Genomic DNA, 16,075 nt, shown 5'->3' with positions numbered 1-16,075 from the left:
ATCGGTGAGGGGGCGCCGCCGCGGCGGCGCCCCCCTCTTCCGTCAGACGTCGAACCTAGGTTCCGCCTCCATCAGGAACGACACGTCGGCGTCCGCCGCCACCTCGCGCGGCTCGGCGCCGCGCGCGAACAGCCGGGCCCCGGTCGTCCCGCCGAGAACGGCCTTTCCCGCGCTCACCCGGAGCCATGCGCCCTCGCGCATTCCCAGCACCGGAACGTCGTTCTCCTCCAGGAACTCGGTAATGCGCTGTTCCCTGGTCTCGCCCATATGCGTGCTGCCCGGATCGGCGTCCAGGAAATGCGGATTGATCTGGAACGGCACCAGCCCGAGCGCCTCGAACGACTCCGGCCGCACGATCGGCATGTCGTTGGTCGTGCGGAGCGTCGGGCACGCCATGTTCGTCCCCGCGCTGGACCCCATGTAGCGCAGCCCGCCCTCCCGGACGCGGTCCCGTATCACCTCGCGCAGGCCCGTACGCTGCAGCGTCGACAGCAGCCGGAACGAGTTGCCGCCCCCGACGAAGACGGCCTCCGCGTCCCGGACCAGGCCGCGCGGATCGTCCGCCGTGTGCGCCCCGACGACCTCGATCCCGAGGGCCCGCATGGCCCCGGCGACGGTCGCGGTGTAACCGTCATGGTCCCGCAGCGCGAACGGAACGAACACCAGCCGCCGCCCGCCCAGAAATTCCCCGATCGCCTCCGCCGCGTGCTCCAGGTACGCCCGCCCGTGAGTCCGCGAGTTCGACAGCAGAAAAAGCTCCATGCTCCAATTCAACACCGCTTTATCGGGAGCTCCGCGCGTAGGTGTCGAGTTCGGTGAGGAAGGCGTCCTTGACGGCGCGGGGCAGCCACGCGATCTCGAAGGCGTTGCGTTCGAGGCGGACGAGGTCCTCCCGCGACAGGCCCAGCTCGTCGCTGACGAGCTGGAGGTTCTCGGCGACGTAGGCGCGGAAGTAGGCCGGGTCGTCGGAGTTGATCGTGACGCGCAGGTCCAGGTCGAGCATCCGGCGGATCGCGTCCGCCTTGGAGCCGTCGGTGACGAAGCCGTTCGAGACCGGGCAGACGGTCAGGCCCAGCCCGCGCCGCTTGATCTCCTCGACCAGGGCCGGGTCGTCCAGCGCGTTGACGCCGTGGTCGATCCGGTCGACGCCGATCACCTGGAGGACCTGGCGGATGTGCTCGGTCGAGTCCTCCTGGTCGACGTCGCAGTGCATGGTGAGGAGGTAGCCCTCCTCGCGGGCGCGGGCGAAGACCTTCTCGAACTTGGCCGGCGGGTTGCCGCGCTCGTCGGAGTCCAGGCCGACGCCGACGATCCACTCGCGGTACGGCAGCGACTCCAGCAGCGTCGCCATCGCGTACCCGGCGGAGAAGTCGCGCAGGAAGCACATGATGAGCTGGGCGCGCACGCCGTGCAGGCGCTCGGCGTCCAGGACCGCGCGGCGCAGCCCGCGGATCACCACGTCGAACGGGACGCCGCGCGAGGTGTGCGCCTGCGGGTCGAAGAAGATCTCGGCGTACCGGACGTTCTGCGCGGCCGCCTTGGCCAGGTACGCCATCGCGAGGTCGTAGAAGTCCGGCTCCTTCAGCAGGACGTTCATGCCCTCGTAGTAGCCGACCAGGAACGTCGTCAGGCTGTCGAAGGTGAACGCGGCGCGCGCCTCCTCGACGGTGCGGTGGGGGAGCGTGAGGCCGTTGCGCTTCGCCAGCTCGAAGCTCAGCTCCGGCTCCAGGGTGCCCTCGATGTGCAGGTGCAGCTCGCACTTGGGCAGCCCCGCGATGAACTCGTCCACTCTTCCCCCACCGATCGATCGTTTGGGATCGACGATATCGGCCCTGATCAGCGGGTACGCCGCAGGGCCGTCCACTGGAGCGCGGCGAAGCCCGCGACGGCCGCCGCCTGGAGCACCGCCCACGTGACGCCGGCGGCGTTCAGGGACAGCCAGCCCATGACGGCGGTGGCGAGGCTCAGGACGGTCCACACGACGTTCGCCTCGACCACCGCGGTCACGGCGAGCGGGCGGGGGCGCATCGAGACGGCCCACACGGCGGCGGCGTACACCACGAGGAACGCGCCCAGCGCGCGGGCGGGCGCGGCCTCCAGCCCTAGCAGGTCGTGCAGGGGCCCGGCCAGGGCGAGGTAGGCCAGCCCGTTGGCACCCGTCACGACGGCGTCCAGGCGCAGCGCGACGCGGAGCAGGCGGGCGCCGTCGGCGAGCAGGGCGCGGGCGGGAGTGTGCGAGGTGGTCATCGGGATCCCCTTCCGGGAGGTCTCTGCCTGATGGCCACGACGTTACGGAGGGGCGGGCGGCAAGACGATTACCTGGGACGTAGCCGCCGCTGCCGTCTGGCAGGGTGGCGGGTATGCGCGTGCACATCCTGGGTCCGCTCGAAGCCGTGGCCGGGGGGCGCGCCATCGGGATCGCCGGTGCCCGGCAGCGGGCGCTGCTGGCGCGGCTCGCGCTGGACGCCGGACGGCCCGTTCCGGCGGGGACGCTGGTCCGCGACCTGTGGGACGGCGACGGCCCCGGCGATCCGGCGAACGCGCTCCACACGCACGTGTCGCGGCTGCGGCGGTCGCTGCCCGCGGGGCTGGTGGAGCGCGCGGGCGGCGGCTACCGGCTCGCCCTGCCGCCGGAGGCCGTGGACGCCGCCGAGTTCGAGCGGCTGGCGCTCGCGGGGCGGCGCGCGCTGCGGGCGGGCGATCCGGCGGGGGCCGCGGCCGGGCTGCGGGAGGCGCTGCGGCTGTGGCGGGGCGAGGCGCTGGCGGACGCGGGCGGCGCGCCGTTCACCGAGCCGCACCGGCGCCGGCTGGACGAGCTGCGGCTGTCCGCGGTGGAGGACCGGCTGGAGGCGGATCTCGCCGTCCCGGGCGGGCCGCCGGACCTGGTCGCGGAGATGGCCGAGCTGGTGGCCGCGCACCCGCTGCGGGAGCGGCCGCGCGAGCTGCTGATCCGCGCGCTGCACGCGGGCGGGCGGACGGCGGAGGCGCTGGCGGCGTACGACGCGTACCGGACGCTGCTGGCCGAGGAGCTCGGCGGCGACCCCGGTCCCGCGCTGCGCGATCTGCACGTCGCGATCCTGCGCGGGACCGCTCCCGGACCGCCGCGGGAGGGCGGCCTCCCGGCGCCGCTGACGAGCTTCGTCGGCCGGGCCGCGGAACGGGAACGCGCCCGCGCCGCGCTCGCGGGCGGGCGGCTGGTCACGCTGGTCGGGCCCGGCGGGGCGGGGAAGACGCGGCTGGCGACCGTGGTCGCGGCCGACCACGCGGACCGGGCGCCGGGCGGCGTGTGGCTGGCCGAGCTGGCCGCGGTGGCCGACCCGGCGGACGTCCCGCGCGCGGTGGTCGCCGCGCTGGGGCCGCTGGGCCGCGCCGCGCTGGAGGCGCCCGGCCCCCGGGACGTGGTCGCGCGGCTGGCCGGCGCGCTGTCGGGCGGGCGGACGCTTCTCGTCCTGGACAACTGCGAGCACGTCATCGACGCGGCGGCCCGGCTCGCCGAGGAACTGCTCGGCCGCTGCCCGCTCCTCACGATCCTGGCCACCGGCCGCGAGGCGCTCGGGATCGGCGGCGAGACGCTGTGCCCGGTCGGCCCGCTCGAACCGCCCGAGGCGGCCCGGCTGTTCGCGGAACGGGCCGCCGCCGTACGGCCCGGGTTCGCGGTCACCGGCGACGACGCCGGCGACGTCGAAGCGATCTGCCGGCGGCTGGACGGCCTGCCGCTGGCGCTGGAGCTGGCCGCCGCCCGGCTGCGGTCGATCCCCCTCCGGGCGCTGTCCGCCGGCCTGGAGGACGGCCTCCCGATGCTGCGCGGCGGCCGTACGGCGCTGCCGCGCCACCGGACCCTGGACGCGGTGGTCGCGTGGAGCTGGGACCTGCTGGACGAGCGGGAGCGGCTGCTCGCCCGGCGGCTGGCGGTCTTCCCGGCCGGGATCACGCCGGAGGCCGCCGCGCGCGTGTGCGGGCTCGCGCCCGCGCGGGCGCTGGACGCGCTGTCCGTCCTGGCCGACAAGTCGCTCCTCCAGCAGGTCGAGGGCGACGAGCCGCGCTACCGGATGCTGGAGACGATCCGCGAGTACGGGCTGGCCCGGCTGGACGAGAGCGGCGAGCGCGGGGAGGCCGAGGCGGCGTACACGGCCTGCTTCCTCGACCTCGCCGAGCGCGCCAGGCCGCGGCTGGCGGGCGCGGGCCAGCTGCCCTGGCTGGACGTCCTCGCCCGCGAGCACGGCAACCTGATGGCGGCGCTGCGCCTGGCCGCCGGGCGCGGCGACGCCGGCACCGCCGTCCGGCTGGCCGCGTCGCTCGGGCATTTCTGGACGATCCAGGGCGACCACGTCCAGGCCGCCGAACGGCTCCTGCTCGCCCTGCGCGTCCCCGGCCCGGCGGAGCCGCACGCCGCCGCCGCGGCGGCCGCCTTCTACGCGGTCAACGCGATCCTGTCGGGCACGGCGGAACCGGGCGCGGCGCGCGCCGTCCAGGACCGGCTGGGCGCGGCCGACGAGCCCGCCGCCGCGCTGGCCCGGGCGGGCCTGGCCCTGCTGACCGGCGCCGGCGAGGCCGCGGTGCTGGAGGGGATCGCGCGGTGGCTGCCGCATCCGGACCCGTGGACGGCCGGGATGCTGCTGCTGATGCGCACGATGATGCAGAGCGACCGGTCCGGCGCGGCGGACCTGCGCGCCGCGGCGGACGCGTTCGCCGCGGCGGGCGAGCGGTGGGGGCTGGCGATGGCGCTGACGTTCCTGTCGTACGACCAGACGGCGCTCGGCGACCTCGGCGGCGCCGCCGCTTCGCTGGAACGGGCCGTCGCCCTGCTGGACGAGCTGGGCACCACCGACGACGCGACCTTGCAGCGGGTGATGCTCGCGACCGTGCGGGCGCAGCGCGGCGACCCGGACGGGGCCCGGGACCTCCTCGCGGGGCTGCTCGCCCCGGGCACCGTGTGGACGGCCGTCCGGCGGCGGATCATGGCGCGGCTCGGCCTCGGCGACCTGGCCCGGTGGCGGGACGATCCGGACGAGGCGGCGCACCACTACCGCGCGGCGCGCGCCGACCTGGCGTCGCTGCCGGAGCGGATGCCGCCGTTCGACGGGCTGCTGCGGGCCTCGGCCGCCTGGCTCCCGCTGCGCGCGGGCGACCTGGAGACCGCGCGCCGGGACCTCGCCGCCGCGCTCGACCTGGCCGTGGAGGTCCCCGACATGGCCGCCGCCGCCCTCGCCGCCGTCGGCGCGGCCGGCCTGCTCGCCGCGCGCGGCGAGCACGCGGCCGCGGCCGGGACGCTCGGCGCCGCCGCCGCGCTGCGCGGCGGCCCGAGCCCCGCGGACCTGGACGTCGCCGCCGTGACCCGCGAGGTCACGGCCGTGCTGGGCGAGTCCGCCTTCGCCGCCGCCCACCGGCGCGGCGCGGGCCTGGAACGCGCCGCCGCGCTCGCCTCGGTCGCCGCGCGCCTCCGCCCGCCGGCCGCGCCGTAGAGCAGCGCGGTATGCCCGGCGTGGGCGGATCCGTCGCTGAGCGATGCCCAGGGCGGAGTACGGTGCGTCCATGGAGACTCCGCGCCTGCTCGACGGCCGCCTCAAGCTGCGCCACCTGGTCCTCGTCGACGCGCTCTCCGAACGGGGCAGCGTCGTGGGCGCCGCCGCCGCGCTGCACGTCACCCAGCCCGTCGTCACCCGCGGCCTGCACGACCTTGAGGCGATCCTGGGCGTCACCCTCTACGAGCGGGGCCCGCGCGGCATCACCCCGACCGACTTCGGCACGGCGTTCACCGAGCACGCGCGCGCCGTCCTCGCCCAGCTCACCCAGGCCGCGCGGCACGTGAAGGAGCTCGCCGACGCCACCCGCGGCGAGGTCGTCGTCGGCACCCACCTGGCCGGCTCCAACCTGCTGCTGCCCCGGGCCATCGCCCGCCTCAAGGCCGACCGCCCGCTGCTCAACGTGATCGTCCGCGAGGCGACGCCCGAGGCCCTCATGGTGGAGCTCACCGCCGGTCGCGTCGACCTGATCGTCGGCCGCCTCTCCAGCCCCAGCACCGAGGACACCGTCCGCCGCAGCCTCTACCAGGAGTCCATCCGGCTCATCGTCGGCGTCCACCACCCGCTCGCCGGCCGCGACGGCATCGGCCTGGAGGAGCTGCGCGGCTACCCCTGGATCCTCCCCGGCGTCGAGACGACCCTCCGCCGGGAGCTGGAGGGCTTCTTCGTCCGCAACGGCGCCGACCTGCCCGAGAACCGCGTCGAGGCCACCTCGTACCTGACCGTCCGGCAGCTCCTCATGGAGACCGACATGATCGGCGCCCTTCCCGGCCTCATCGGCGCCGACGACCCCCGCCTCACCACCCTGCGGTTCTCCCTGGAGCCGGTGGGCCACAGCGTCGGCCTGACCCTCAACGCCCACCGCCGGCTGAGCCCCGCCGCCCGATCGCTGATCGACGCCCTCCAGGAGGCCGCCGAGGGGCTCACCCCGGAGGCGTGACGGGCCCGGGCGGGACACCGCTGATCAGTTTGCATACTCATGCAGCAGTGTGCATATACTTCTACTGTGTCCAAGATGCTCTCCTCCCTGCCTGTCGGTGAACGTGTCGGGATCGCCTTCTCCGGTGGCCTCGACACCTCGGTCGCGGTCGCGTGGATGCGCGAGAAGGGCGCCGTGCCCTGCACCTACACCGCCGACATCGGCCAGTACGACGAACCCGACATCGCCTCGGTCCCCGGGCGCGCCACCGCGTACGGCGCGGAGATCGCCCGGCTGGTGGACTGCCGGGCGGCGCTGGTCGAGGAGGGCCTGGCGGCCCTGGCCTGCGGCGCCTTCCACATCCGCTCGGGCGGCCGCGCGTACTTCAACACCACGCCGCTCGGGCGGGCCGTGACCGGCACCCTGCTGGTCCGGGCGATGCTCGAGGACGACGTCCAGATCTGGGGCGACGGCTCCACGTTCAAGGGCAACGACATCGAGCGGTTCTACCGGTACGGCCTGCTGGCCAACCCGTCGCTGCGGATCTACAAGCCGTGGCTGGACGCGGCGTTCGTGGGCGAGCTGGGCGGCCGCACGGAGATGTCGGAGTGGCTGCTGGAGCGCGGCCTGCCCTACCGCGACAGCGTCGAGAAGGCGTACTCCACCGACGCCAACATCTGGGGCGCCACCCACGAGGCCAAGGCCCTGGAGCACCTGGACGCCGGGATCGAGATCGTCGACCCGATCATGGGCGTGCGGTTCTGGGACCCGGCCGTGGAGATCCACGCCGAGGACGTCACGATCGCGTTCGAGCAGGGCCGGCCGGTGTCGATCAACGGCAAGCAGTTCGCCACGGCCGTCGACCTGGTCCTGGAGGCCAACGCGATCGGCGGCCGGCACGGGCTCGGCATGTCCGACCAGATCGAGAACCGGGTGATCGAGGCCAAGTCCCGCGGCATCTACGAGGCCCCCGGGATGGCGCTGCTGCACGCCGCGTACGAGCGGCTGGTCAACGCCATCCACAACGAGGACACCCTCGCCAGCTACCACGCCGAGGGCCGGCGGCTGGGCCGGCTGATGTACGAGGGCCGCTGGCTGGACCCGCAGGCGCTGATGCTGCGCGAGTCGCTGCAGCGCTGGGTCGGCGCCGCCGTCACCGGCGAGGTGACGCTGCGGCTGCGGCGCGGCGAGGACTACTCCATCCTCGACACCTCGGGCCCGGCGTTCAGCTACCACCCGGACAAGCTGTCGATGGAGCGCACCGAGGACTCGGCGTTCGGCCCGGTCGACCGGATCGGCCAGCTGACCATGCGGAACCTGGACATCGCCGACTCCCGTGCCAAGCTGGAGCAGTACGCCGGGCTCGGCCTGGTCGGCAGCGCGCAGCCGCAGCCGATCCTGATCGGCGCCGCGCAGGCGGCCGCGACGGGGCTGATCGGCGCGATGCCCGAGGGCGGCGCCGAGGCGATCGCCTCCCGCGGCACCGCCCCCGGCGAGGACGAGCTGCTCGACCACGCCGCCATGGAGGCCGGCAACGACTGACGCCCGCCGCCGCCCCGCCGGTGGGCGGGGCGGGGCCGGATATCCTGCTCGGAGCCTGGGATCCGGGACCGCTGGGGGTGAGGGCCTGTGCCGCGACGACCACTGGGGCAGCTGGAGGCCGAGGTGCTGGCCGCGCTCGCCGACGCCGACGGCCCGGTCAGCACGGCGGATCTCCAGGCGCGCATCCCCGGCGACTGCGCCTACACCACGATCAACACCATCCTGTTCCGGCTGCACGCCAAGCAGCTGGTGACCCGGGACCGGGAGGGCCGCCACTTCCTGTACCGGCTGGCCGTGGACGAGTCGCGGCTGGTGGCCGACCGCATGCACGACCACCTGCGGCTGGCCAGCGACCCCTCCACCGTGCTGAGCCGGTTCGTGCAGAACCTGAGCAGCGACGAGGAACAGGCGCTGCGCGCCGTGCTGCGCCGGCCCGAGGTCTAGCCGTGGTCTGGCTGACGTTCCTGCCCGCCGTGCTGACCATCGCGCTCGGCGCCGTCCTAGGCGAGGTCCGGACGCCGCTGCATCCGGCCTGGACGGCGCGCCTGCTGGCCACCGTCGCCGGTGCCACGGCCGTCACCGCGATCGGCACCCTGGTCTTCGTCACCGTCAACTACGCCGCCACCCTGCTGCCCGGGCCCGCCGAGCACCTGCCCGAATGGGCGCTGTTCGGCGACGACAGCCCCGTCCACGCGGGCCTCGGCGTCCCCGCCGCCGCGCTGGCCTGCGCGTGCGCGGCCGGCCTCGGCCGGCTCGCGGTCCGCTCGGTCCGCGAGACCCGCACCGCCCGGCGGACCGCCCGGCGGGTGCTGGACTCCGACGAGCCGCTGGCGCTGGCCGTCCCCGGCCGCGGCGGCGGGGTGCTGGTCTCGCGCGGCCTGATGCGCGCCCTCGACCGGGACCAGCTGCGGGTGGTGTTCCAGCACGAGGCGTCCCACCTGCGCCACCGCCACCACCGCTACCTCGCGCTCGGCGCCCTGGCCGCGGGCACCGTCCCGGTGCTGCGGCGGCTGAACGCCCGGCTGCGCTTCACCCTGGAGCGCTGGGCCGACGAGGACGCCGCCGAGGCGGTCGGCGACCGCGCACTGGTCGCCCGCACCATCGCCCAGGTGGCCCTGGCCGCCGCCCCATCGGCCCGCTCCGCGGCCGCCGCGCCCCGGCCCCCGTTCCCGGCGTTCAGCGGCTCCGGCGTCGTCCAGCGGGTGGAGGCGCTGCTGGCCACGCCGCCCGCCAAGAACCCCGTCACCGGCCCGGTCACCCTCACCGGCGCCGGCCTCGCCACCGGCGGCATGGCCCTCATCGCCTGGCAGCTCGACCACGCCCTCGGCATCCCGTTCCTCTGAACCGGCCCGCCGTCACTCGAACCGGATCACCTTCACGGCGTCCGCCGCGGCCCGGTCCAGGAGGAGGACCGAGAAGCATCCGTCCGGCGGGCGGCCCTCCCGCGCGTCCGCCACGAGCCGCCCGAACCCGCGGAGGTGCCGCCGGAAGGCGTGCCGGGAGACGCGGCGGCGCCGGAGGGCCTGGCCCTCCAGCGCGACATGCGGCGGCACGTCCAGCAGCACCAGGTGCGTGCGGCCGCCGCGGCGGCGGGTGCGGCGCGCGGCCAGCCGCCGCACCCACGGGTACGCGCCGCAGTCGTGCACGACGACGCCCCCGCCCGCACGCAGGTGGCGATACAAGCGGAGGTAGTGCGCGATCCGTACCGCGGGCCGGAGCGCCGTGTACGGGAGCGCGCCGGGGAGCCCGCGTTCCCAGGCGTCCCGGACGAGCTGGGAGTCCACCCGCGCCACGAGCCCGCCGGCGGCGTCGAGGTCCGCCACCGCCCGCTCGATCAGCGTGCTCTTCCCGCTCCCGGGCAGCCCGGAGACGATCACCACGTCACCGATCGCGAACGCGAGCTCCGCGGCGCCCGGCACCGCCTCGCTATTACACATGTAATAGACAGTAGACCGTCCCGCGATCACCTCTCGCCGCGGCGGTCTCCGGCGGCGCCGTCAGGAGACGGCCGGCTCAGTCGTCGTTGCCGTCGTCGTCGTTGTCGTTGTCGTTCTGGTCGTTGTCGTCGCCGCCGTCGTCACCGTCCGCGCAGCCCGCGGTGACCATGACGGTGGAGCCGACGACGGCCACGGCGGCGACCGCCGGGGCGGACGCGGGGACCAGCGCCGTCACCACGGCCAGCATGCCTTTCACGAGCCCGAGCAGTGACTTGCCGAGCATGAGAACCTCCAGGGCCGATGAGCCGGTACGGCTGATGGTTGCCCGCCTCCGGACGGCTCTACACGCGCGGCGCCGTTCGCCGTGGCAGGCGGGATGCGGTACTACTACGCCCGGCGTCAGCCGAGGCGGGAACGAGCGTGAGCGAAGCAAGCGAAGGAGTCGTGCGGTGCGAGTCGCGGTCATCGGAGCCGGCGTCGTGGGGACCGCCGTGGCGGCCGGGCTGGCCCGGCGCGGCGCGGAGGTCGTGCTGCTCGACCGGGACGTCCCGGGCGCCGGGACCACCGCGACCTCGGTCGCGTGGATCAACGCCAACAACAAGGACCCCGAGCACTACTTCGCGCTCAACCACGCCGCCGTGCGGGCGCACCACGCCCTCGCCGGCGGGGGAGCGGACTGGTTCTTCCCCACCGGCAACCTGGAGTGCGCCGCCGGGGACGAGCACCGCGCCATGCTCGCCGAGCGGGTCGCCAGGCTGGAGGCGCGCGGCTATCCGGTACGGCGCGTCACCGCCGCCGAGGCCCGCGACCTGGAGCCGGACCTGCTCCATCCCGCCGCCGCCGAGTACGCGTACTTCCCGGAGGAGGCGCACGCCCACCCGATCCGGCTGCTCGGCCGCTTCCTCGGCGAGGCCCGCGACCGCGGCGCCCGGGTCGAGACCGGCGCCGAGGTCCGCGGGATCGCGTCCTCGCCCGGCGGGGTCACGCTGGCGCTCGCCGACGGCCGCACGCTGACCGCCGACACCGCCGCCACCTGCGCGGGCCGGTGGACGCAGGAGCTCGCCGCGTCCGCCGGGCTGACCGTGCCGATGCTCGATCCGCGCGTGTCGGGGCGCGCCACCAACGGCTACCTGGGCGTGACCACCGCCGTACCGGCCCGGCTCTCCCGCGTCGTCACCACCGGGCGGCTCAACCTGCGGCCCGACGGCGCCGGCCGGATCCAGCTCCAGGCGCTCGACCTGGACGGCACCGCCGACCCCGCCGCCGAGCCCGCGCCCGCCATCGGCGCGGAGATGCTCGGCCGGCTCGCGGGCGTCCTCGCGTCCACCTCCGGCGCGCGGATCGAGCAGGTGCGGGTCGGGCAGCGCGCGATGCCCGCCGACGGCCTCACCGTCGCCGGCTTCGCCGACGAGCACGCGCGGATCTACGTCGTCGCCACGCACAGCGGCGTCACGCTCTCCGCCCTCCTGTACGGCGAGGTGCCCGCCGAGGTGCTCGGCGGCGAATCGGCCGTGCTGGGCCCGTACCGTCCCGGCCGCTTCCTCGACGGCTCCGCCGGGCCCGCGCCCGCACCGGCCCGCCGCCCCGGCGAGCAGTGACGCCGGCCGGCGGCCGGGTCACTCGGGCGGGTTGCGCTCCAGCTTGCGGCGCTCCCAGCGGTTGGGATGGCGGACGACCACGCCCGCCGTCGCCGCTGAGGCGGACCAGCGGCGTGCCCGGGCGCCGTTCCGGGGACGTCCTGTCCTTCAGCCCGCCGATCCCCGGGTCCATGCCGGTGGTGTCCACCGCCCAGCCGTCCGGGACGACCAGCGTGACGCCCGCCATCTGGCCGTGCGCCTCGATCTCGATCTCGGGCAGCCGGCAGCCGGTCCGGGTGAAGTCGAGCTTGAGGCCGCCCGCGCCGCCGTACGCCTGGATGCGCGGCGGCACCGTCCACCGGCCGGTGCGGGAGAGGCCGTTCAGCCCGCCCTTGAGGACCAGCGGGGCGGTCTCGGCGGCCGGCACCACCGGCGGCAGGTCGGCGGTGAGGGGCGCGAGGTCGGCGTAGGTCTTCGCGGTCAGCGCCGCGTCCAGCCGCGCCTCCAGCTCGTCGATCTCCAGCCGGCCCTCGCCGGCGGCCTCGCGCAGCCGCTCCACCACCGCCTCCCGCTCGGCGTGGGAAACGCGGAGATTCGGGACGTCGGCGGTCATGGCCCGATCATACGGGCGATCGCCGGCCCGGTCCTTCCTTGGCGGGCGGCAGGGTTTACCTCCCCCGGAACGGAGGGAGGGCACGGGAGTACCGACGGAAGGAGGCCGGCCCGTGCGCGCCGCCACTTACGACGCCTATGCCGCCGACAACTCCCGGCTGACCACCGGCGACGTCCCCGATCCCAAGGTCGGCCCGGGCCAGGTCCTGATCGAGGTGCGGGCGGCCGGGGTCAACCCGGTCGACTGGAAGGTCATGGCCGGCGGCCTGGACGCGATGATGGACGCCGTCTTCCCCGTCATCCCGGGCTGGGACGTGGCCGGGGTCGTCCGGGCGACCGGCCCGGACACGCCGGAGTTCTCGCCCGGCGACGAGGTGATGTCGTACGCCCGCAAGGACGTCGTGTGGCACGGGACGTTCGCCGAGTACGTCGCGGTGTCCGCCGCCGCGGTGGCGCGCAAGCCGGCCGCGCTCGGCTGGCAGGAGGCGGGCGGGCTGCCGCTGGCGGGGATGACCGCGCTCCGCGCCCTGGACCGCCTCGAAGTGGACGCGGACGACACGCTCCTGATCCACAACGCGTCCGGCGGGGTGGGGTCGTTCGCGGTCCAGATCGCCCGGGCCCGCGGTGCCCGCGTGATCGGCACGGCCTCCGAACGCAACCACGACTCTCTGCGCGAACTGGGCGCCGAGCCGGTCGCCTACGGCGACGGCCTCACCGGCCGGGTCCGCGAGCTGGCCCCCGGCGGCGTCACGAAGGTCGCCGACTTCGTCGGCGGCCAGCTGGAGAGCACCCTCGGCGTCCTCGCCGGCGGCGGCCGGCACGTGTCCATCGCCGACGACTCCGTGGAGAAGCACGGCGGCCACTGGATCTGGGTGCGCCCGGACGGCGCGAAGCTCGCCGAACTGGCCGATCTCGCCGAGCGGCACCGTCTCCAGGTGAAGGTGGCCGGCGCGTACCCGCTGGAGAGGGTCGGCGAGGCGTTCGACGCCAGCCGCGGCGGCCATGCCGGCGGCAAGCTGGTCATCGTCCCCTGAACGGCCGACTTGGCGAAGCTTTGGGCGGGCTTGGCGGTTTTCGCCGCCGGCGCATCCAGGGTGATTACACGCCCGCCCCTAGCGTGGGTTCCATGCGCCCTCTGGAGATGCGCCGATGCCGCAGGTGACCGGGTACGCGCCCGGATGGCCGACGTGGGCGGAACTGGCCAGTCCCGACGTCGAGGCGTCCAACGCGTTCTACTGCGGGCTGTTCGGCTGGTACGCCTACACGGTGACGATCCCGGGCCTCGCCGACTACGAGATCTTCACCCTCGGGGACGTCCAGGGCCCCGCGGTGGGCGGGATGCAGGCGCTCGCGGACGACGCGCAGCCCGCGTCCTGGACCTGCTACTTCCGTACCGAGAACCTGCGGGCGTCGGTGGACACCGTCGTCCGCATGGGCGGGCAGGAGCTCATGCCGCCCACCGACATCTCCAACCTCGGCCGGATGGCGCTGTGCTCGGATCCGGAGGGCGCCGACTTCGCGTTCTGGCTGCCCGGCACCCTGAAGGGCGCGGGCGTCGCCGACGAGCCCTCGACGGTGTGCTGGGTCGAGCTGGCCTGCCGCGACCTCGAAGGGGCCCGCCGCTTCTACGGCGAGGTCTTCGGATGGCGCGCGGTGGACCGCGACTACTACTCCCCGTACTACACCAACTTCAAGGTCGGCGACTGGTCGGTGGCGGGCATGCTCTCCCTGGACGAGCTGTGGACGCCCGACTACCCGGCGCACTGGATGCCGTACTTCTGGGTCGAGGACTGCGACGCCAGCACCGCCAGGGCCGCCGAGCTGGGCGCCCGCGTCCGGCTCCCGCCGACCGACATCAAGCCCGGCCGCTTCGCGATGATGACCGACCCCGCCGGCGCCCGCCTGGCGCTGATCACGCCGGAGCCCGGCGACCGCGCCGAGATCAGGACCCGCCCCTGACCCGCCGCCCGGCCCGGCGGCCCGAGGGCCGCCGGGCCGGGCGGTCAGCCGGGCGGCCGGCCGCCCGCCAGCAGGCGGACGCCGGCCAGCGGGCGGGTGGCGAGGCGCAGCAGCGCGAGCGCGTTGTCGTCGCCCGCGATGCGGTTGGCGCCGAGCTCGCCGCACGCCAGGCAGCGATGGATGATCATCCATTCGCCGTCCGGCCGTACGGCGACGCTGAGCGGGGCCATCCGCCCCCGGCAGCCCGCCCGCCGGTCGCCGGGCACCCGGGCGTCCAGGTGCAGGCTGGTCAGGCAGTGCGGGCAGTGGTTGCGGTGCGCGGTGCCGGGCGCGTCCAGCGGCACGTCCAGGCGGCAGCCGGCGCAGCGGAACGCGTCCTGCCGCCCCGGCCGTCCCTGCCGTCCGGGCTGCACGGCTCGTGTTTCCTTGGGTTTCTGCGGCCTGTGCCGCGGGTGCTTCCGCCGTGCCATCGCCGCCTCCTCAGAGGGCGCCGAACGGCTCGAGCGGGAACGGCGGCTGCGCCAGCGGCCGCACGGCCATCCGCATCAGGATGAGCCGGTTGTCGTCGGCGCGGACGGGACTGGACGCGAGCACGCCGCAGCGGCCGCAGCGGTGGACGATCGTCCAGTCGCCGTCGCGCGGCACCGCGATGGAGATCGGCGCCATGCCCGACCGGCACTCCGACGGCCCGCCGTCGCGGTCGCGGAGGTGCAGCGAGTGCAGACAGCCGGGGCAGTGGTCGCGCCGGGCGCCTTCGGGTGAGCGGGCGGGCACGCTGAGGCCGCAGCGGGCGCAGCGGAACGTTTCGATGCTCGTTACGGAGCGGGGGATGTCCTCATGGTCGGACACAGCAGGGTCTCTCCTTGCCGATCGGTCACTGGACGGGCGGCGGGAAAGCGCCGAACGCGCCTCGGCGGGCTGTCGAGGACCGGGCCGACCGGCCGGCGGGAGAGGGAAGGATCCGTCAGCGGCGGGGGTGGCCCGGGGCATGGCAGAGCGCGCACGGCGCTGACCGGGACATCGACCTGCCTCTTTCCAGGGCCCGCGGCCCGGGTAGTGTCCGACTGACGGGATCCCGCGCAGGCTAACAAGGGCGCACCGCCGCGGGCGAGCGGTTTTTCGCGGGGCCGGCGGCTCGTAAGCTCGGCGCATGTCGCGTTTCGATCGGGCCATGCAGCGGATGCGGGAGCGGGACCCGCGGGTACGGGAGGACGCCTTCGACTTCCTCCGGGAGCACGCCGACGCCTACGTCGACGAGCTGATCGCGGAGTTCGCGGCGGAGCGGGACGACCAGAGCCTGCGCTGCTGGCTGCTGGAGCTGATCGCCGAGGCCAGGTCGGAGCGCGCCCTGGACGTGTTCCGGGAGCAGCTGGAGAGCCCGGACGAGTCGCTGCGGTTCTGGGCGGTGCGCGGCCTGGAGATGATCGACAGCCGGGCGGCCGCCCGGATCCTCGACGAGGCGGGCGCCGACGGCCGGCTCGCCTGAGGGAGCCACCCGGCCGCCGCCTTTGGGGGCTAGCGGCCGTGCGGGTACTTTGGGGCCATGACCGCATCCCAGACCCCGACCCCCGCCGAGGAGCTGCGCGGTGCCGGCCTGCGGGTGACGGCCGCCCGCGTGGCGCTGCTGGAGACCGTCCGGGCGGGCGACCACCTCGGCGTCGAGGCGATCGCGGCCGGGGTGCGCGAGCGCGTCGGCCACATCTCGCTCCAGGCGGTGTACGAGGCCGTCCACGCGCTCACCGCGGCGGGGCTCGTCCGCCGGATCGAGCCGGCGGGCAGCCCGGCCCGGTTCGAGGGGCGGGTGGGCGACAACCACCACCACCTGGTGTGCCGGAACTGCGGCGCGGTCAAGGACGTCGACTGCGCCCTGGGGCAGCCGCCCTGCATGCACCCGGTGGACGAGGCCGGGTACCTGGTCGATGAGGCCGATGTCACGTTCTGGGGGCTGTGCCCCGCGTGCCGCCCGGCGGGCTGACCGCCGGACGGCGCCGGAGGGCGGCGCCCGGG

17 protein-coding genes and 1 pseudogene are annotated in these 16,075 nt (G+C 75.4%); 10 read left to right on the top strand and 8 right to left on the bottom strand.

All coding sequences use genetic code 11. The annotated features are described in order from the left end of the window. Positions 1 to 42 precede the first annotated feature (42 nt). Genes pepE through ACA361_RS13360 form a run of 3 tightly spaced genes read right to left on the bottom strand, consistent with a single transcriptional unit; the run spans position 43 to position 2,247 of the window. On the bottom strand, positions 43 to 762 hold the full coding sequence (pepE, locus tag ACA361_RS13370) for a dipeptidase PepE (RefSeq protein ID WP_375012233.1): 720 nt from the start codon (positions 760 to 762) through the stop codon (positions 43 to 45). 19 nt (positions 763 to 781) lie between these two features. After that, positions 782 to 1,789 carry an adenosine deaminase gene (add, locus tag ACA361_RS13365; protein WP_375012232.1) on the bottom strand — a complete coding sequence of 336 codons (1,008 nt, stop codon included), beginning with the start codon at positions 1,787 to 1,789 and terminating at the stop codon, positions 782 to 784. Between the two features lie 47 nt (positions 1,790 to 1,836). Next, entirely contained in the window at positions 1,837 to 2,247 is a 411-nt protein-coding gene (locus ACA361_RS13360; RefSeq protein WP_375012231.1) for a hypothetical protein, read from the bottom strand. Positions 2,248 to 2,360: 113 nt separating this feature from the next. On the opposite strand from ACA361_RS13360, the gene ACA361_RS13355 reads away from it, so the two are divergent. The 5 genes from ACA361_RS13355 to ACA361_RS13335 all read left to right on the top strand — a co-directional run bounded on the left by ACA361_RS13355 (position 2,361) and on the right by ACA361_RS13335 (position 9,326). Continuing rightward, the gene (locus tag ACA361_RS13355) at positions 2,361 to 5,462 is read left to right on the top strand and encodes a BTAD domain-containing putative transcriptional regulator (RefSeq protein WP_375012230.1); all 3,102 of its coding nucleotides are present in this window, start codon (positions 2,361 to 2,363) and stop codon (positions 5,460 to 5,462) included. Between the two features lie 70 nt (positions 5,463 to 5,532). After that, positions 5,533 to 6,462: a LysR substrate-binding domain-containing protein gene (locus tag ACA361_RS13350; RefSeq protein WP_375012229.1), complete on the top strand. Its 930-nt coding sequence runs from the start codon at positions 5,533 to 5,535 to the stop codon at positions 6,460 to 6,462. Positions 6,463 to 6,528: 66 nt separating this feature from the next. Next, positions 6,529 to 7,983, top strand: a complete 1,455-nt coding sequence (gene argG / locus ACA361_RS13345; RefSeq protein WP_375012228.1) for an argininosuccinate synthase — start codon at positions 6,529 to 6,531, stop codon at positions 7,981 to 7,983. A gap of 87 nt (positions 7,984 to 8,070) precedes the next feature. Beyond that, a complete protein-coding gene (locus ACA361_RS13340; RefSeq protein ID WP_375012227.1) occupies positions 8,071 to 8,427 on the top strand; it encodes a BlaI/MecI/CopY family transcriptional regulator in 357 nt (118 codons plus the stop codon). Between the two features lie 2 nt (positions 8,428 to 8,429). After that, positions 8,430 to 9,326, top strand: a complete 897-nt coding sequence (locus ACA361_RS13335) for a M56 family metallopeptidase (protein ID WP_375012226.1) — start codon at positions 8,430 to 8,432, stop codon at positions 9,324 to 9,326. Between the two features lie 12 nt (positions 9,327 to 9,338). Here ACA361_RS13335 and ACA361_RS13330 read toward each other — a convergent pair whose 3' ends face one another. Together ACA361_RS13330 and ACA361_RS13325 are read right to left on the bottom strand one after the other, a co-directional pair. Next, positions 9,339 to 9,920, bottom strand: coding sequence for an AAA family ATPase (locus ACA361_RS13330; RefSeq protein ID WP_375012225.1), 582 nt, complete (start codon positions 9,918 to 9,920; stop codon positions 9,339 to 9,341). 76 nt (positions 9,921 to 9,996) lie between these two features. Next, on the bottom strand, positions 9,997 to 10,203 hold the full coding sequence (locus ACA361_RS13325) for a hypothetical protein (RefSeq protein WP_375012224.1): 207 nt from the start codon (positions 10,201 to 10,203) through the stop codon (positions 9,997 to 9,999). Positions 10,204 to 10,369: 166 nt separating this feature from the next. Here ACA361_RS13325 and ACA361_RS13320 point away from each other — a divergent pair, with 166 nt between their 5' ends. Next, complete coding sequence (locus ACA361_RS13320; RefSeq protein WP_375012223.1) at positions 10,370 to 11,518, top strand: NAD(P)/FAD-dependent oxidoreductase; 1,149 nt, start codon at positions 10,370 to 10,372, stop codon at positions 11,516 to 11,518. Between the two features lie 472 nt (positions 11,519 to 11,990). Here the strand turns inward: ACA361_RS13320 and ACA361_RS13315 are convergent. Continuing rightward, a pseudogene (locus tag ACA361_RS13315) lies at positions 11,991 to 12,110 on the bottom strand (DUF1707 domain-containing protein); the annotation flags it as partial. 112 nt (positions 12,111 to 12,222) lie between these two features. On the opposite strand from ACA361_RS13315, the gene ACA361_RS13310 reads away from it, so the two are divergent. Together ACA361_RS13310 and ACA361_RS13305 are read left to right on the top strand one after the other, a co-directional pair. Beyond that, complete coding sequence (locus ACA361_RS13310) at positions 12,223 to 13,143, top strand: NADP-dependent oxidoreductase (protein ID WP_375012221.1); 921 nt, start codon at positions 12,223 to 12,225, stop codon at positions 13,141 to 13,143. Positions 13,144 to 13,258: 115 nt separating this feature from the next. Continuing rightward, positions 13,259 to 14,068 carry a VOC family protein gene (locus tag ACA361_RS13305; protein WP_375012220.1) on the top strand — a complete coding sequence of 270 codons (810 nt, stop codon included), beginning with the start codon at positions 13,259 to 13,261 and terminating at the stop codon, positions 14,066 to 14,068. 44 nt (positions 14,069 to 14,112) lie between these two features. Here ACA361_RS13305 and ACA361_RS13300 read toward each other — a convergent pair whose 3' ends face one another. Both ACA361_RS13300 and ACA361_RS13295 read right to left on the bottom strand, forming a co-directional pair. Beyond that, the gene (locus tag ACA361_RS13300) at positions 14,113 to 14,538 is read right to left on the bottom strand and encodes an RNHCP domain-containing protein (RefSeq protein WP_375012219.1); all 426 of its coding nucleotides are present in this window, start codon (positions 14,536 to 14,538) and stop codon (positions 14,113 to 14,115) included. 10 nt (positions 14,539 to 14,548) lie between these two features. Then, entirely contained in the window at positions 14,549 to 14,917 is a 369-nt protein-coding gene (locus ACA361_RS13295) for an RNHCP domain-containing protein (protein ID WP_375012218.1), read from the bottom strand. A 301-nt stretch (positions 14,918 to 15,218) separates the two neighbouring features. On the opposite strand from ACA361_RS13295, the gene ACA361_RS13290 reads away from it, so the two are divergent. Together ACA361_RS13290 and ACA361_RS13285 are read left to right on the top strand one after the other, a co-directional pair. Then, positions 15,219 to 15,554: a HEAT repeat domain-containing protein gene (locus ACA361_RS13290; RefSeq protein ID WP_375012217.1), complete on the top strand. Its 336-nt coding sequence runs from the start codon at positions 15,219 to 15,221 to the stop codon at positions 15,552 to 15,554. Positions 15,555 to 15,611: 57 nt separating this feature from the next. Next, positions 15,612 to 16,043 (top strand): Fur family transcriptional regulator, encoded by a 432-nt coding sequence (locus tag ACA361_RS13285; RefSeq protein WP_375012216.1) that lies wholly within the window; start codon positions 15,612 to 15,614, stop codon positions 16,041 to 16,043. Positions 16,044 to 16,075 lie beyond the last annotated feature (32 nt).

It is taken from the genome of Actinomadura sp. 21ATH (assembly GCF_041951345.1).
Classification (GTDB): domain Bacteria; phylum Actinomycetota; class Actinomycetes; order Streptosporangiales; family Streptosporangiaceae; genus Spirillospora.
The sequence above is the reverse complement of the archived record's forward strand: the minus strand, read 5'-3'. Positions and strand labels throughout refer to the sequence as shown.

What these genes read in the sequence shown, in the direction of transcription:
- pepE (WP_375012233.1), bottom strand. Translation starts at nt 762, where the DNA reads ATGGAGCTTTTTCTGCTGTCGAACTCGCGGACTCACGGGCGGGCGTAC.
- ACA361_RS13360 (WP_375012231.1), bottom strand. Translation starts at nt 2,247, where the DNA reads ATGACCACCTCGCACACTCCCGCCCGCGCCCTGCTCGCCGACGGCGCC.
- ACA361_RS13355 (WP_375012230.1), top strand. Translation starts at nt 2,361, where the DNA reads ATGCGCGTGCACATCCTGGGTCCGCTCGAAGCCGTGGCCGGGGGGCGC.
- ACA361_RS13350 (WP_375012229.1), top strand. Translation starts at nt 5,533, where the DNA reads ATGGAGACTCCGCGCCTGCTCGACGGCCGCCTCAAGCTGCGCCACCTG.
- ACA361_RS13330 (WP_375012225.1), bottom strand. Translation starts at nt 9,920, where the DNA reads ATGTGTAATAGCGAGGCGGTGCCGGGCGCCGCGGAGCTCGCGTTCGCG.
- ACA361_RS13325 (WP_375012224.1), bottom strand. Translation starts at nt 10,203, where the DNA reads ATGCTCGGCAAGTCACTGCTCGGGCTCGTGAAAGGCATGCTGGCCGTG.
- ACA361_RS13305 (WP_375012220.1), top strand. Translation starts at nt 13,259, where the DNA reads ATGCCGCAGGTGACCGGGTACGCGCCCGGATGGCCGACGTGGGCGGAA.
- ACA361_RS13300 (WP_375012219.1), bottom strand. Translation starts at nt 14,538, where the DNA reads ATGGCACGGCGGAAGCACCCGCGGCACAGGCCGCAGAAACCCAAGGAA.
- ACA361_RS13290 (WP_375012217.1), top strand. Translation starts at nt 15,219, where the DNA reads ATGTCGCGTTTCGATCGGGCCATGCAGCGGATGCGGGAGCGGGACCCG.
- ACA361_RS13285 (WP_375012216.1), top strand. Translation starts at nt 15,612, where the DNA reads ATGACCGCATCCCAGACCCCGACCCCCGCCGAGGAGCTGCGCGGTGCC.